A 15206-nucleotide genomic window follows, 5' to 3' on the forward strand; every position below is an offset into this window, starting at 1 on the left:
GGCCAGGATGCGGAGCGTGACCTATCCGTGCCCGTCCTGCAAGGCGCCCGCGTCGCTGGAAACCGGCTGTCCCAGCTGCGGCCGGGGGCCGGATCCCGACGCCGACGAGGTCGTTCGGCTCAACGCGGAGATCGCCGAACTGACCATTTCGGTCGAACAAGCGCGCCAGGTGTACGCCGAGCGCGCGGCCCAGTTGGCCGCCGCACACCGCCGGCGCGAAGACGCGGCCGCGCGAGTCCGGGCGGCGACGTTCCTGGGTTTCGGCCCGGCGCCGTTGCCTGCCCCTGTGCCCGCGCCGGCCCCGCTTGTCGGTGGGCCGGCCGGTGAGACGACTCCACGTACCGCGCAGAATGTTTTGTTCGTCCTTGGTGGACTGTTGGTCGGCGCGGCCGCGATCGTGTTCACCGGCGTGGCCTGGGCGACCTATGGCGTGGCCGCGCGGGCGGTGATCCTCGCGGTGGTGACCGCGCTGGTGCTCGCGGTGCCGCCGGTGACCGCGCGGCGCGGGCTGCGCTCGACCGCCGAGACGTTCGCGGCGATCGGCATGCTGCTGGTGGTGCTCGACGGCTACGCCGCCTGGTATGCGGACCTGTTCGGCATCGGCTTCATCGACGGAGCGGGCTACGCGGCAATGGTCTGCGCCGTGACCGCTGCGGTCGGAGCGGGGTACGGGCGGCTGACCCGCCTCGGCGCGCCCGGGTTGGCCGCGCTGGTGGCCGTCCAACCGGTGCTGCCTCTCATAGCCGACTGGGTCGACGCGTCGGCGTTCGGCTGGTCGCTGGCCTTCGCCGGCACGGCCGCACTCGACCTGGCGGTGGTGCGGTTCGCCGGCGGCCCGGCGCGGGTGGTCGGCTGGATCGCTTTCGGGTGCGCGCAGGTCGCCACGGGGGTGTGCGCGCTCGCCGTGCTGGTCTTCGACACGGGCGTCCCGGCGCTGCTCACCGGTGTGCCAACGTTGCTCGTGGCCGTGCTGCTCGCCGCGGCCGGCCCGGTCGGCCGGGTGGCCTGGCTGAGCACGGTCGGCGCGGCGACGGTGCCCCCGGCGCTGGCGATCGTGGTGCTCCGCCCGGTGGCGCAGTCACACGGTGCGATCCTGCTGATCGTCGCGGCGGCGACCGTGCTGGTGATCGCGCTGGCCGCGCTGCGGTTGCCGGTCGCCCGGCCCGGTGCGTTGCTGACGGCGGGCGTCTTCCTGTTGATTTCCGGGAGCGCCGCGGTGACCGTCGCGGCCTTCACGATGGCCGAGTCGACGCCGGCGTTCACCGCTCCCGGCGCCAACGCGGCAGACCTGCCGCAGGATTGGCAGCTACCGGCGGCGCTGGTGCTCGGCGCGGTGGCGCTCGCGCTGCTCGTGCCCCGCACCTGGCGCACCGCGACCCTGACCGGCGGCGCCGCGCTGGCGGTGCTGGCCCTGCCGACGTGGCTGCCGCTGTCGTGGTGGGCCGTGTCCATGATGGACCTGGTGCTGGCGGCGCTCCTGCTGCTGGCGTTGCGCCCCGCCCTGGAACTCACCATCGTCGCGGCGACGCTCACCGTGCACGGCGTGGTGGTCGGGCTGGCCCGCCCATGGTCGACGGCAGCGGTCTTCGGTGCGGTGAGCCTGCTGGGGCTGGCGGCCGCGGTCCGGTCCCGGCGTGGTGCGGCGCAGTGGTGCGCGGTCGGGCTGGCGGCGTTCCCGGCGGCGGTCGCCGCGACGGTCTACGCGGCCGGTGCCGGTGGGGCCTGGCCGGCCCGGGCGGGGCTGGCGGCGATCGTCGTTCCGTTGGGGGCGACGTTCGTGCTCGGGCGGCTGCCGCGCTTCGCCGGCTACGCGTCGGCAGCGGCTGTCGCGCTCGCCTTGTCGGCCGTGGTGGCCGGGGTTTGGCCGGCACTGTCCGATCTGGACGAACCTGCCGGCGTCTACCCTTCGGCGGCATTGCTGGTCGTCGTCCTCGCCGCGCTTGGGGCGCGCGGCCTCGCGCGGGTGGCGACCTGGGTCGCGGCGGTGCCGCTCACGTTGCTGGCCGTAGTCGCGGCCGTGCCGACGCTGGGTGCACTGCTGTTCGGGCCCTATGGCTGGTGGGAACACGCCTGGTCGGGGGCGCCGAGTGGCGTCGGCCTGACGCCGTCGGGCGAGGTCGAGTTCACGGCAGGGCCGGCGGCGACACTCCTGATTCTGGCGGCGGTCAGCGCCACGCTCATCCTGCGCACTCCAACTCCGGCTCGCGTCGCGACATCTTTCGGCGGCTCGGCCGGCCGCGACCCGGGCGCGGGGTCCTTGGTTGGACCGGCATCCAACGACGACCCCGCGCCCGTCGGATACGCGACCCCTGCAAGTGGGCCAGCCTCCGCAAGCGGCCAGACCCCCGCCGGTGGCTTAGCGCCGACGGAAGGTCCGGCGTCTGCGGGCGGCCCGGTTTCTGCGGGCGGCGAGCCCTTCGCAACCGGTCCGACGGCTGTTGGCGGTCTGGCGTCTGCAGCCGGCCCGGCGTCTGTGGGTGGCCCCTCCGCAAGCGGCGAGGCCTCCGCAAGCGGCGAAGCGTCCGCAACCTTTCCGGCGGCCGCCGACGGTCCGGCGCCGATGAGCGGCGCGGCTTCTGCCGGCCGTTGGGCGCCGATGGACGATCCGGCCTCCGCCAGTGGACCAGCGCCGTCGCACGGTCCGGCGCCGACAGTTGGCGGAGAACAGCCTTCGGGCACCGCCCCGGAAGACGTCTCAGTGGGTGCCGGTGCGGCCGACCAGAAGGTAGGTGACCCGGTCGCCCCGCCGGCGCGTTCGGCGGAAACCCTCGCTGGGGCGCCGGGTTACCGGCCCTTTGTCGTGGTCCTGCGTGACCCGGTCGCGCGAGGCTTCGCCCTGGTTGTGGCCGGATTCCTGGCCGTCGCTGGGGTGCTGGCCCTACTCGCGATCGCCGGCACACCATGGCCAACGGTCCCCTCGCTCGCCCTCGCGGCCGGCATTGCCTTCGGCATCACGGCCGCTGTGCGGCCGGCGCGCGCCGGGGCAGTCCTACCCGCGCTGCTATTGGCCGCCGCCGGCCAAGCCGGCCTGCTCCCCACCGAAGCCGGCACCCTCGCCGCGCTCGGTGCCCTGATCGCGGCCGGCGCCGCCGCTGGCGCGGCGGGAACGACAACCCCAGCCCGGATAGCCGGCTGGCTGACGGCGATCGGAGCGGCGGCCGGCTTCGCGATCGCCGCGGTCGCCGCCGCCGACCTACCGCTGGAAACTGCCGCCTTCCCCGTGCTGGCAGTCGGGGTGCTCGCGCTGGCCCTCGGCTACCTCTTGCACCAACGCCGACCGGGATTGGAAGCCCTGGCAGTCGACGCGGTCGGCCATATCGCGGTGCTCCCCGCGCTCCTGCTGGCCTGGAACGACCTGCGCCTGGCAGCCGCCGTAGCCACGATCTGGGGCGCCGTCCTCGGCATCCGCGCCGTGCTGAAGGGCGAAAAGGCCCGCTGGCGGCTGGCCTTCGCCGCGGCGGCGAGCGAGTTGCTCGCCTGGTGGCTCTTGCTGGCGGCCCAGGACGTCGCGCTCCGGGAGGCCTACACGCTCCCGGCGGCGGCGCTCGCATTGGTCACCGGCTACGTCGCGCTCCACCGGAACGCGAGGCTAGGTAGCTGGCTCGCCCTCGGGCCCGGCCTGGCCGCCGCCCTGCTGCCCAGCCTCACCTCGATCATGGTCGAGGGCGGCCAACCCTGGCGCCGGCTGCTGCTCGGTGCCGCCGCGATCGTGATCGTGCTGGTCGGCACCCACCGGAGATGGCGGGCGCCGGTCGTCGCCGGTGGGCTCACCCTGGTCGTGCTGATCATCCACGAGCTGGCCGTGTGGGACCTGTTGCCGCGGTGGGCCTACCTCGCTGCCGGTGGCTTGGCGTTGATCGCCGTCGCGATCACCTATGAGCGGCGGCTGCGCGATCTGCGCCGGGTTCGGGGCGCGCTGGCCCGGATGACCTGATCGGGCCGCCCGAGGCGGTCGGGGGGTAGGGCTGGCACCACCATGGGTTCGGGGGACCGTGGGCTTCTGGCGAGGTCATCTTCCCGGAACGCTGGTGGGCATGACAGTGATCGCCCAGGAACGGGCCCAGGAAAGACGCGGGAGCGACTTCGCCCAACTGTCCCGCGAAATCGCCGCTGCGGGCCTGATGCGGCGGCGTCCGGGGCGATACGTGCTGACCGTGGGCCTTGTCGGCCTGTTCTTCGCCGGATCGTGGGCGGCCTTCGTCCTCGTCGGCGACTCGTGGTGGACGCTCGCCGTCGCCGCGGTGCTGGCCGTGGCGACCACCCAGGTGGCGTTCCTCGGCCACGACGCCGGCCACCGGCAGATGTTCCGCAGCCGCCGGCCCAGCGACATCGCCGGATTGACGGCGGGCAACCTGGCCACCGGGCTCAGCTTCGGCTGGTGGATCGACAAGCACGCGCGGCACCACGCCAACCCCAACCACGAGGACCACGACCCGGACATCGGCGAGGGCGCCCTGGTCTGGACCGAGAAGCAGGCCGCGAAGCGCACCGGCTTCGGCCGTTGGGCCGCCCGGCACCAGGCGTGGCTGTTCTTCCCGCTGCTCACCCTCGAGGGCCTCAACCTGCACGTGGCGAGCTTCCGGGCGCTGTTCAGCGTGCCGATGCGACACCGCCGAGCCGAGGCCATCTTGATGGTGCTGCACACCGCCGGCTATCTCGCCCTGGTCTTCTCCGTGCTGCCGGTCGGCAAGGCGTTCGCCTTCATGGCCATCCACCAGGCGCTCTGGGGTGTCTACATGGGACTCTCGTTCGCCCCCAACCACAAGGGCATGCCGATCCTGACGGCGGAAGACGAGCTCGACTTCCTGCGCAAGCAGGTGCTCACCTCGCGTGACGTGCTCGGCGGCCGCGGGGTCGACGTCGCGCTCGGCGGGCTCAACTTCCAGATCGAGCACCACCTGTTCCCGAGCATGCCGCGGCACAACCTGCGCCAGGCGGCACCGATCGTGCGGGCCTACTGCGCCGAGCAGGGCGTGCCCTACGTGTGGACCGGGCTGGTCGACTCCTACCGGCAGGCGCTGCGCCACATGGACAGCGTCGCCGACTGACCCGGACAAGCCCGTACCCCCATCGGAGCGGGGGCGCCGACAGGGGTACGGGAGGGGGAGAGCAATGCCTACTTACTTGGCGCCGATGGCCTGGAGCAGCGTCTCCGGTGCCTCGACTACGTCAGCGGCCGGCGGTGCGGCGACCGTGACGGTGGCGCCGAAGTCCGAGTAGGTAGTGGTCATCTTGCCGAGCTGGGCGTCGATCGAACTCAGGTCGATGGTCAGCTCGGTCAGCCGTCCCTGGTCGTCGACCTTCGCGGTGAACGGGACCTTGTTGCCCTTGCCGCCGAGCAGGTCGACCGAGACACCGCTGCCGGCGACCTTGGTCAGGTCGATCGAGCCGCTGTAGCTGCCGTCGCCGGTTTCGGTGACGTCGGCCATCCGCTCGACGAACTTGCCGGCACCGGCCGCGTCGCCGTCGGGCAGCGCGTCGAACGTGGTGCCGGCCAGCCGGGCACCGTCGATGTGCAGCCACTTGTTCGGCTCGACGCCCGGAACGCCGGTCGCCTGGAGCCAGGCGTCCTCGCCGACAGAACGCAGGTCGACGCTCGACGTCGTGCCGATTCGTACACTCATGGTGGCTTTATCGGCTCTTGGGTCGAGGTTTCCGGTGCTCTTCACGGTCGCCGACTCGAGGGTGACCTTCACCGTGTCGTCGTTGAGCTTCTGCGCGGCCGCGGTCAGCTCCGCGGTCGCCGCACTGGGTGGCGACGCGTCGGACGCGCCGGCCGATGGGGTGGACGAAACGATCGGCGCGGTGGTGTTTCCGCAGCCGGCGAGTCCAATGCAGAGCGCGGCGAACACGCCGAGCCCGGTGGTCGCTAGTCGTATCCGCATGCGGGCAAAGGTGCCCGGTCCACCCCAACGGCAAACGTCGATCAGCCGCCGGTGAGCATCTTGACGACGTCGTCGGGCGCGGGCACGGTCTCGCCGGCCGGCGGCGGCTCGACCGTGACGGCCGCGCCGAAGTCGGAGTAGGTCGCCGTGGTCTTGCCCGCGCTCGGCTCAGCCGGGGTGATGTCGATGGTCGTGCTGGTCAGCCGGCCCTGGTCGTCGACCGTAGCGGTGAACGGCAGCGCCTTGAACTTCTCCCCGAGCGTGGCCGCGGCGGCCGCGTTGGTGCTGGTCTTGGTCAGGTCGATGGTGCCGCTGAACTTGCCCGGACCGTCTTTCTTGATGTCGGCCAGCGCGTCGAGGATGCGCTGGGTGCCGGCCGGGTCGTTCTCGGGGAAGACGTCGAACGAGGAGCCGGCGAGCCGCTCCCCGCTGATCTTCAGCCACTTGCCGCCCTCGATGCCCGGCAGGCCGTCGGCCTGAAGGTAGACGTCGGTGCCGATGGTGCGAATCTGGATTTTCAGCTCACGCCCGGCGGCGGACACCGTCATCGTCATCTCGCCGAGCTTGTTCTTCGGGTCGAGACTGCCGGTGCTGTTGCTGCCGGCCGAGGCCAGCTTCATCTTCATGGTGGTGTCGTTGAGCTTGCGCGCCGCGGCGGCGAGCTCGTCTGTCGCGCTGGCCGGGGCGGCCGAGGTGGCGGCGGGAGCGCCGCCCGTCGAACCGCTGTCGCTACCGCATCCCGTGAGAGCGAGGGAGAGGGCGGACAGCGCAGCAAGCCCCGTAATCAATCGTCGTATCCGCATGTCCAACAGTTAACCGGCGCCGTCAAATCAGCGGCGGACGCGGTGTGAGACCTCGCGCGCTGTCCACAACCGCCGTTGCGCGGGTGCGCGCGGAGGGTAGGGTCTCTGGCGTGGCAGAGGTGTTGGGCGCCGATGACCTGCAGGCAGCGCTGGCGGGTCTCGACGGTTGGGCGGGTGATCCGTCGGGGATCAGCCGCGACGCCGAGCTGTCCAGCTTCCCGGGCGCGATCGCAGTGGTCGACCGCGTCGCCGAGGTGGCCGAGGCGCTCGACCACCATCCCGACATCGACATCCGCTGGCGGCGCCTGCGGTTCACGCTGAGCACCCACTCCGCCGGCGGCGTCACGGCCAAAGACCTCGACCTGGCCCGCCGCATCGACACGATCGTGCGGGAGGCCGCATGAGGTTCGAGATCAGCCGGGTGCTCGATGCCATCGAGGGCCGGCTCTGCCTCGACCCGGCACTCGCCCGCGCGGTCCTCGACCTGGGCGAGGTGAGCCGCTTCCAGGACCTAGACGGCGGCCGCCCGGCAACGCTGCTGCGCCTGGGCATCTCGGTCGACGCGCTGGGCCGCCAGGTCGAAGAGGAAAACGTCCCGGTCTACGTGATCGCGCCGCGCGCGCTGATCTCCGACGCCGACCTGACCTCCAACGAGCGCATGGTGGTGCGCCGCTGGGCCGACGACGGCCGCATCGAGGTCCTCCGCGAGCCCGGCGACCGGATGCTCGAAGTCGCCGAGCTGCTCGGCCTGCCAGTGCTCAGCCGCAACCGTTTCGACGGCGCCCGGCAACGCTACGGCTGGCTGGCCCAGCCGGGCCGCCTGCTCGCCCCGGTCACCGGCCCCGGCGGCCCGACCCTGATCGCCCGCGTGGGCGGCGGAGCCCACCCGGGCACCGCCGACCCGTCACCCGCGGGCATGAAGCTGCTGTCCCGCCTGTGGCGCTGCCCGGAGCCAGGCTGCTCGTCCTACGGCGCGAAGCCGGCCGGACGCCCTGGCGGCCAGCCACCACCCACGCTGCGCACAGGCGCACCCACCTGCCCCCGCCACGAGCAGCGCCTGGGCGACGGTGGCCCGCGCCCGCGAGTCGAGGTGCTTTCGGCCCGCGTCGGCGGCGTGGTCCGGCAACGCTTCGTAGTCGCCGCCGACCACCCGGTCACCGTCGGGCGCGCCCCCGACCGAGGCGTGATGCTCGGCCAGTGGTTGACCGACGAGGCCCGGCGCTGGATCAGCCGCAACCACGTCCGCTTCGAGCTACACGGTTCCGACCTGGTCGTGAGCGACGTGAGCACCAACGGCACGGGCCTGCGCCCGGGCGGCTCGATCGACGACGACAACCGCGTGACGCTGAAGTCGCAAAGCCGCGCGCTGGGGCTGGGCGACGTGGTCGAGCTCTTCCCGGGGGTCCAGATAGCCCGCTCCCGCACCTGGACCAGCGGCGGCGTCACCAACCCGGCCTCAGTGATGGCCGAGGCGCCGACCATGTCCATGCGCGCCCTCGACCGATAAGAGCAGATCCGGCGATAAGGGCAGATCCGGTGATACGGGCAGATCCGGTCCCGGGTCCGCCGGGGGCACGACCGTCGCTCCCGCCGGGGATCGCTCCGCCTTCGCTCCGCTTGCCAGGTCCGCGTTTGGTTTTGGGGCTTCGCCCCTTGCCCCGTTCCTCGGGCCTTTGCCCCGGGCCCGACACCTCCGCGGAGATCTGCCCGAGCCCGTAGTGGCGGCGGCCGAACCCGCGATGCGGACCACGCGGCCGCAATGCCAACCATGCGCCCGCTTGCAGGCCACGCGGGTCAATGTCAACCTCGCCGGTGCCCGCTTGCGGCCGCGCGGGTCGCGATGCCCATTCGCGTGCCCGCCTGCACGCCACGCGGGTCGCAGTGGCGCCGCACCGCCCCGGACGGCGCTGCCCCGCCGGCGTGGCGGCGCCGCCACCCCGGCCATGACCCAACCCTGCGTGCCACGCGGGTCGCGGTGCCAACCACGCCCGTGCCTGTTTGCGGCCGCGTGGTCGCGATGCCAACCGCGTGCCCGCTTGCAGGCCACGCTGGTTGCAGTGGCGCCGTGCCGCCCCCGGCCGGCGCTGCCCCGCCGGCGTGGAGGCGCCGCCATCCCGGCCACGACCCAACCCTGCGTGCCACGCGGGTCGCGGTGCCAACCACGCTCGTGCCCGCTTGCGGCCGCGCGGGTCGTGCAAGGCCAACCGAGTGCCTGCCCTGCGGGCCACGCGGGCCGCAATGGCGCCGCGCCGCCCGGACGGCGCTGACTAGCCGGCGTGTCGGCGCCGCCACGCCGGCCACGACCCAACCTGCGGGCAATCTAGGAAAGAGAATGCGGCCCGAGCAGCAATTTGTTACCTAGATTCGCTGGTCAGCAGCAGCAGCGGCGGCACCGCGGGGCTCGGGGCCGCGGCTTGGGCGGCGGACATCGCACGCCTTGATCGTTTGTCGCGGATCGGTGCCTCAGACGGCTTCCGCCATGATCATGTGTGTCAGGCCTGTACGACACGCCGCGCTGGGTGTCGATGAGCTGCAAACGATCAGGCAAAACCGCCTGGCCAGCCCTGACCAGATGCAAACGATCACTGGCCAGCCGCCGGGTGCATTTCGCCGGAAACTCGCGGACCCCTTGCTCTGCACCCCTATAGGCACCACCTAACGGTTAGAGGTGGTTCCTATAGGGGTGCAGAGCAAGGAACCGCAGCAAGGGCCCAAACAGGACCCTTGCCGCGAATTACCGTCCAGCGGGTTACTTGAGGATGGCCTTCAGGGCCGCCACCGCGACGTCGATGTCGTCCTTGTCGATGATCAGCGGCGGCGCCAGGCGCAACGTCGACCCGTGCGTGTCCTTGGCCAGTATTCCGCGCTCCGCCAGCCGCTCGCAGGCCTCGCGGCCCGTCATCAGCGCCGGGTCCACGTCGATGCCGGCCCACAGACCGCGGCCACGAACGGCCAGCAGGCCGTCGCCGACCAGGTTCTCCAGTTCGGCGTGCAGGTAGGCGCCCTGCTCCTTGGCCTTTGCCTGGTAGACGCCGGTCTTCAGGAGCTTGACCACCTCGATGGCCACCGCGCAGGCGAGCGGGTTGCCGCCGAACGTTGAGCCGTGCTGGCCTGGCTTGATCACGCCGAGTACGTCGGTGTTGGCCGCGATCGCCGAGACCGGCACGATGCCGCCGCCCAGGGCCTTGCCCAGGATGTAGATGTCGGGGACTACCGACTCGTGGTCGCAGGCGAACGTGTCGCCCGTGCGGCCCAGGCCCGACTGGATCTCGTCGGCGACGAAGAGCACGTCGCGGTCGGTGCACAACGCTCGCACCCCGGGCAGGTAGCCGTCCGGCGGGACCACGACGCCCTGCTCGCCCTGGATTGGCTCGATCAGCACCGCGACGGTCGTCTCGTCGATCGCCGCCGCCATCGCCGCCAGGTCGCCGTAGGGGACGATGCGGAAGCCCGGTGTGTAAGGGCCGAAGTCGTCGTGGGCGTCCGGGTCGTCGGAGAACGAGATGATCGTCGTGGTGCGGCCGTGGAAGTTGCCGGCCGCGACGACGATCGTGGCCTGGTCGGTCGGGACGCCCTTGACCTGGTAGCCCCACTTGCGCGAGATCTTGATCGCGGTCTCGACCGCCTCGGCGCCCGTGTTCATCGGCAGGACCTGGTCCTTGCCGCACAGGTCGGCCAGGCCCGAGCAGAACTCGGCGAACTGGTCGTGCACGAACGCCCGGCTGGTCAGCGTGACGCGGTCGAGTTGGGCGTGTGCCGCCGCGGTCAGGGCCGGGTGGCGATGACCGAAGTTGAGCGCCGAATAGCCGGCCAGGAAGTCGAGGTAGCGCCGGCCGTCGATGTCGGTCACCCACGAGCCTTCGGCGGTCGCGATCACGACCGGCAGTGGGTGGTAGTTGTGTGCCGTGTGGCGTTCCGCGTCGCGGATCGCGGCGGGCGTGCGCAGCACGTCGTCGAGAATCATGAGTCGGCTCCTCCGCCCGGGCGCAGTTCGAGCGTGCAGCACTTCGGCCCGCCGCCCGCTTTGCGCAGTTCTGACATGTCTACACCGATTGTGCGGTAGCCCCGCTCGCGCAACGCCTCCGCCAGGCCGGCGGCCTGCGTCGGCAGCACCACGGTTGACCCGTCGCTGACCGCGTTGAGCCCGAGCACCTCGGCGTCTTCGATCGTCGCCAGCACCGCGTCGGGGAACAGCCGGCGCAGCACCGCCTGCGAGCCCGGCGAGAACGCCTCGGGCAGGTAGGCCACCTTCGCCGGCCCGACCCCGTCGGAACCGGACAGCACGCACAGCGCGGTGTCGAGGTGGTAGAAGCGCGGGTCGACGAGTTGCAGCGTGATCACCGGCCGGCCGAGCACCTCCTGGGCCCGGGCGTGCGCGGCGTGCGTGGTGCGGAACCCGGTGCCGGCGAGCACCACGTCGCCGGCGAGCATCAGGTCGCCTTCACCCTCATTGACAAACTTCGCTTCGTGTACGGCGTAGCCGGCGCGCTCGAACCACGACCGGTAGGCCGGCCCCTCGTCGGCCCGCTCGGGATCGCGGAACTGGACGGCGAGCACGGTGCCGTCGACCACGGTCGCGCCGTTGGCGGCGAACACCATGTCGGGCAAACCGGGCAACGGGTCGATTTCCTCGACAGTGTGGCCGAGGTCGACGAAGACCTCGCGTAGCTTCGTCCACTGCTCGATCGCCAGCGCCGTGTCATAGGGCGCGGTCGGGTCCATCCACGGATTGATCTTGTAGTTCACGGCGAAGTACGTCGGCCGACACATGAGGTATCGCCGCCCGCCGACCGAGTCCATCGTCATGCGGCAACGCTATGTGCGCAGGTCGGACCGGGGCCATGGGAAACGATTGCGTCCACCGGAAGATCGTTGCGTCATTCGAGGGCGGCACCCTTGATTCGTTGCGCGGCCGGAAACGCCCCAGAACAGCATTTTGGGGGGCAGCCACACCGCTGCCCCCCAAACAACCACGGGGTCTGTGAACCACTTCACCCAGGTCTAGCCGGAACGGTTGTCCGTGCCGCTCCGAGATCACTAATGCCCGCTAGAACCGGTCCACAAACTGTGAGTCGAGCCACCCACGGAGCCGCTCGACCCAGTCGCCGTCGGTGGTGGGCCAGCCGAAGGCGCCGGAGAACGCGAGGATGCCGATCACCACGGCGGCGCCGCCGATGAGCAGGCCGAGCATGGCGTCGAACTTGCCGGCCACGTGCCGCTTGCGGGTCGCGCTGAACGCGAACATCGCCAGCAGCACACCGATCGCGCCGACGGCGATGCCGTAACCGGCGAGCGCGCCGCTCAGCACGAGGAACATGCCGCTGATCCCGAAGACCAGGCTCAGCGTCGCGAGCCCACTGGTCCGCGGCCGCGGGCCCGCCGGCACGACCGGGGTCGGCTCGGTCTCCGGCTCGGTGGGCCGGACGTCGGTCGGCTTGGTGTCGGTCGACCGGACGTCGGTCAGCCGACCGTCGGCGCGGCGGCCGTCGGCGAGGTCGGTGCCGGCGAGACGCCGCTCCGCCGCCGTCGGCGCGTTGGGACCGGCCGGCGACGTGGGATCGACCGGCGTCGTGTCACGGACCGGCGTCGTGTCACGGACCGCGGTGTCACGGACCGGCGTCGTGTCACGGACCGCGGTGTCGCGGACCGGTGCCGTGTCACGCACCGGCGCCGTGTCGCGGACCGGGGACGTGGAACGAACAGGAGCGGTGGCACTGGCCGGCGCGGTGGCGCTGGCCGGCACAGGCTCGCCGGCCGGCACGGGGGCGCCGGTCGCGGGATCGGTCACCCGGGTGCGGTCGCGGTCGGACCAGCGGCCCCACAGGGTCGGCCGCTCAGCGGGCCGGTCGCGGACGACGTCCGGGTCGGTCGCGGTGCGGTTCTCGTCCACTTCGGCGCGTTCTTCGCGCCGAGCGAACGAAGGAATCTTGACCACAGCACACCTCCATCAAGGGTTACCGACGAGGTGTTACCCACAGTGGCCAGAATCCATGCCTAGCTCACAGAACCCCCAGCGCGTCGACCGTCTTGCGGGCCGCGATCAACACGGGATCCCAGACGGGGGCGTACGGCGGTGCGTACCCCAGGTCGAGCCCGACCATCTCCTCGACGGTCATGTTGTTCCACAGTGCGACCGCGAGCGGGTCGATCCGCTTCGCCGCCTCGGACCGACCGACGATCTGGGCGCCGAGCAGTCGCCCGGTGCCCCGCTCGGCGAGCAGCTTGATGGTCATCGGGTCGGCGCCGGGGAAGTAACCGGCCCGGTTGGTCGACTCGACGGTGGCGGTGACGAACGAGTAGCCGGCCGCGTCGGCCTCGCGGGAGAGCAGCCCGGTGCGCGCCACCTCGAGGCCGCAGACCCGGGTCACCGCGGTGCCGATCACGCCGGGGAAGGTTGCGTAGCCGCCGCCGATGTTGATCCCGGCGACCCGGCCCTGCTTGTTGGCGTGGGTGCCGAGCGGGATGTGCACCGGCTGGCCGGTGACCCGGTGCACCGACTCGACGCAGTCGCCGACCGCCCAGACACCCTCCTTGCCGATCACCCGCATCCGCAGGTCGACCCGGACGCCGCCGGTCGGGCCGAGCGGCAGCCCGGCCGTGCTGGCCAGCGCGGTGTTGGGCCGGATGCCTAGACCCAGCACGACCACGTCGGCGGGGATCGAACCCTGGTCGGTGTGCACCGCGGACACCACGTCGTCGCGGTGGTCGAGGCCGGTGACCGCCAGGCCGCTGCGTACGTCGACGCCGAGCGTGCGCATCGTGTCGGCGACCAGCTTGCCCATGTCGGGGTCCACCGTCGACATCGGCTGCGCGCCGCGCTCGATGAGCGTCACCGAGAGCCCGCGGTTGATCATCGCCTCGGCCATCTCCACGCCGATGTAGCCGCCGCCGACCACCACCGCGTGCTTGGGCTTCGGGTCGCGGTGCAGCCAGGCGTGCAGGGCGTCGCCGTCGTCGAGGGTCTGCACGCCGAAGACGCCGCGGACACCCTCCACGGCCCAGGGCGGATGGATCGGCAGCGCGCCGGTGGCGTACACCAGTTGGTCGAAAGGTTCGCGCACTTCCCGCCGGCCCTCGTCGAGCGCGACGGCGACCACCTCGCGGCGGTCGAGGTCGATGTCGACCACCTCGTGTCGCGTGCGCACGTCGATGTCGAAGTCGTCGCGGAACACCTCGGGCTTGCGGGCGATCAACTCGCTGCTGTCGTCGACCAGGCCGCCGACCCAGTAGGGGATGCCGCACGCCGAGTAGGACGTGTAGCGGCCCTTCTCGAAGGCGACGACGGACAGGTCGCCAACGGGCCGGCGCTTGCGGGCCTGGGACGCCGCGGACATGCCGGCCGCGTCGCCGCCGATGACGACGAGGCGCTCAGCCACGGGTCTGCGTCGCGAGGTAGTCGATCACCTGACTCATCTCTCCGGTGCGGGTGAAGACCGAGCGCTGGCGGGCGGCGCCGGTGCCGTGGGTGTGCAACCGCCCCAGAAGATACGTCACCGTTTCGAGGTCGCCGTGCCGTTCGAGGTGCGGACCGACCCGCTCGAACAGCCGGCGCATCAGTTGCCAGGCGGGGTGGGTGCCGCCCTCGAACAGGTCGCAGGCGATGCCTTCCAGCCCGTCGTGCGAGGCGCGCCAGTGCGCGGCGACCAGCAGGTGGTGCTCGATCGGCAGCGCCGGGCGGCCGGCCTCGATGTCTTCGAGCGCGGCCGAGACCAGACCCCGGATCAGGGCCGCGACCAGGATCGTGTCGTCGATGCTGAGGCAGACGTCGCCGATCCGGATCTCCACGGTCGGCAGGTGCGACGAGAGCCGGGCATACCAGTAGAGCATTCCCTCGTCGAGCAGCATGCCGGAGTCGATGAGCTGCTCGACCAGGGTGAGGTAGTGGGTGTGCGACTCGAGCCACGGCGTCGGGCCGACCGGGGGCCAGCGGTTCCAGAGCACCGAGCGCCAGCTTCCGTAGCCGGTGTCGCGTCCGTTGTAGAACGGCGAGTTGACCGTGGCCGCGTGCAGCACCGGCAGCCAGGGGCGCAGGTGGTTGAGCACCTCGATGCCGATCTCCGGGCCGGGGATGCCGACGTGCACGTGCATGCCGTTGTAGCCCGGGCCGGGGGAGACCATGCCGTAGCGCTCGATCATCCGGTGGAACCGCGGGTCGTCGAAGATCGCCGGGCTGTTGTCGTCGGGCGGGCCGGCCGGGCCGGTGCCGACGGCGAGCATCTGGAAGCCGGCGCGCTCGGCGGCTTCCGACAGGCCGGAGCGCAGCATGCCCAGCGAGTGGGAGAGCGCGTCCAGCTGGAGGCCAGGTGGGCTGCCGATCTCGATCTGGCTGGTCAGGAACTCGTGCTGCACCTGCCCGCGCAGGTCGGGCGGGACCTCGGCGAGGACGGCTTCGGCCGCCTCGGCGGCCGCACCGGTCGCCGGGTCGACCAGGAGGAACTCCTCCTCGACGCCGACGGTCAGCAACGCGCGGTCAGCATCCCGCTCGGCGGCCTCTTGCACCAGTTCTGACATGAAACCA

General features: G+C 71.8%; 11 protein-coding genes. 4 read left to right on the forward strand and 7 right to left on the reverse strand.

The features are described 5' to 3' along the window. Positions 1-16 precede the first annotated feature (16 nt). Together DFJ67_RS16230 and DFJ67_RS16235 are read left to right on the forward strand one after the other, a co-directional pair. Complete coding sequence (locus tag DFJ67_RS16230) at positions 17-3934, forward strand: SCO7613 C-terminal domain-containing membrane protein (protein WP_147315517.1); 3918 nt, start codon at positions 17-19, stop codon at positions 3932-3934. 100 nt (positions 3935-4034) lie between these two features. Then, positions 4035-5048: a fatty acid desaturase family protein gene (locus DFJ67_RS16235; RefSeq protein WP_116068673.1), complete on the forward strand. Its 1014-nt coding sequence runs from the start codon at positions 4035-4037 to the stop codon at positions 5046-5048. A 72-nt stretch (positions 5049-5120) separates the two neighbouring features. Here the strand turns inward: DFJ67_RS16235 and DFJ67_RS16240 are convergent, their stop codons facing one another. Together DFJ67_RS16240 and DFJ67_RS16245 are read right to left on the reverse strand one after the other, a co-directional pair. Then, positions 5121-5885 (reverse strand): hypothetical protein, encoded by a 765-nt coding sequence (locus tag DFJ67_RS16240; RefSeq protein WP_116068675.1) that lies wholly within the window; start codon positions 5883-5885, stop codon positions 5121-5123. Between the two features lie 41 nt (positions 5886-5926). Continuing rightward, positions 5927-6688: a hypothetical protein gene (locus tag DFJ67_RS16245; protein ID WP_147315518.1), complete on the reverse strand. Its 762-nt coding sequence runs from the start codon at positions 6686-6688 to the stop codon at positions 5927-5929. 110 nt (positions 6689-6798) lie between these two features. On the opposite strand from DFJ67_RS16245, the gene DFJ67_RS16255 reads away from it, so the two are divergent. Next, positions 6799-7092 carry a 4a-hydroxytetrahydrobiopterin dehydratase gene (locus DFJ67_RS16255; protein ID WP_116068681.1) on the forward strand — a complete coding sequence of 98 codons (294 nt, stop codon included), beginning with the start codon at positions 6799-6801 and terminating at the stop codon, positions 7090-7092. Then, positions 7089-8195: an FHA domain-containing protein gene (locus tag DFJ67_RS16260; protein WP_116068683.1), complete on the forward strand. Its 1107-nt coding sequence runs from the start codon at positions 7089-7091 to the stop codon at positions 8193-8195. The genes DFJ67_RS16255 and DFJ67_RS16260 overlap by 4 nt, the downstream gene beginning before the upstream one ends. Positions 8196-9437: 1242 nt before the next feature. Here DFJ67_RS16260 and rocD read toward each other — a convergent pair. From rocD to DFJ67_RS16285, 5 genes are all read right to left on the reverse strand, one after another. Then, complete coding sequence (rocD, locus tag DFJ67_RS16265; protein WP_116068685.1) at positions 9438-10652, reverse strand: ornithine--oxo-acid transaminase; 1215 nt, start codon at positions 10650-10652, stop codon at positions 9438-9440. After that, positions 10649-11494 carry a dimethylargininase gene (ddaH, locus tag DFJ67_RS16270; protein WP_116068687.1) on the reverse strand — a complete coding sequence of 282 codons (846 nt, stop codon included), beginning with the start codon at positions 11492-11494 and terminating at the stop codon, positions 10649-10651. The genes rocD and ddaH overlap by 4 nt, the downstream gene beginning before the upstream one ends. Positions 11495-11735: 241 nt before the next feature. Then, positions 11736-12623, reverse strand: a complete 888-nt coding sequence (locus DFJ67_RS16275) for an ABC transporter permease family protein (RefSeq protein WP_116068689.1) — start codon at positions 12621-12623, stop codon at positions 11736-11738. Positions 12624-12687: 64 nt separating this feature from the next. Further along, the gene (locus DFJ67_RS16280; RefSeq protein WP_116068691.1) at positions 12688-14064 is read right to left on the reverse strand and encodes an FAD-dependent oxidoreductase; all 1377 of its coding nucleotides are present in this window, start codon (positions 14062-14064) and stop codon (positions 12688-12690) included. After that, positions 14057-15199, reverse strand: a complete 1143-nt coding sequence (locus DFJ67_RS16285) for a carboxylate-amine ligase (RefSeq protein ID WP_116068693.1) — start codon at positions 15197-15199, stop codon at positions 14057-14059. Before DFJ67_RS16285 ends, DFJ67_RS16280 begins: the two co-directional genes overlap by 8 nt. Positions 15200-15206 lie beyond the last annotated feature (7 nt).

Source organism: Asanoa ferruginea (assembly GCF_003387075.1).
GTDB classification, from domain to species: Bacteria; Actinomycetota; Actinomycetes; order Mycobacteriales; family Micromonosporaceae; genus Asanoa; species Asanoa ferruginea.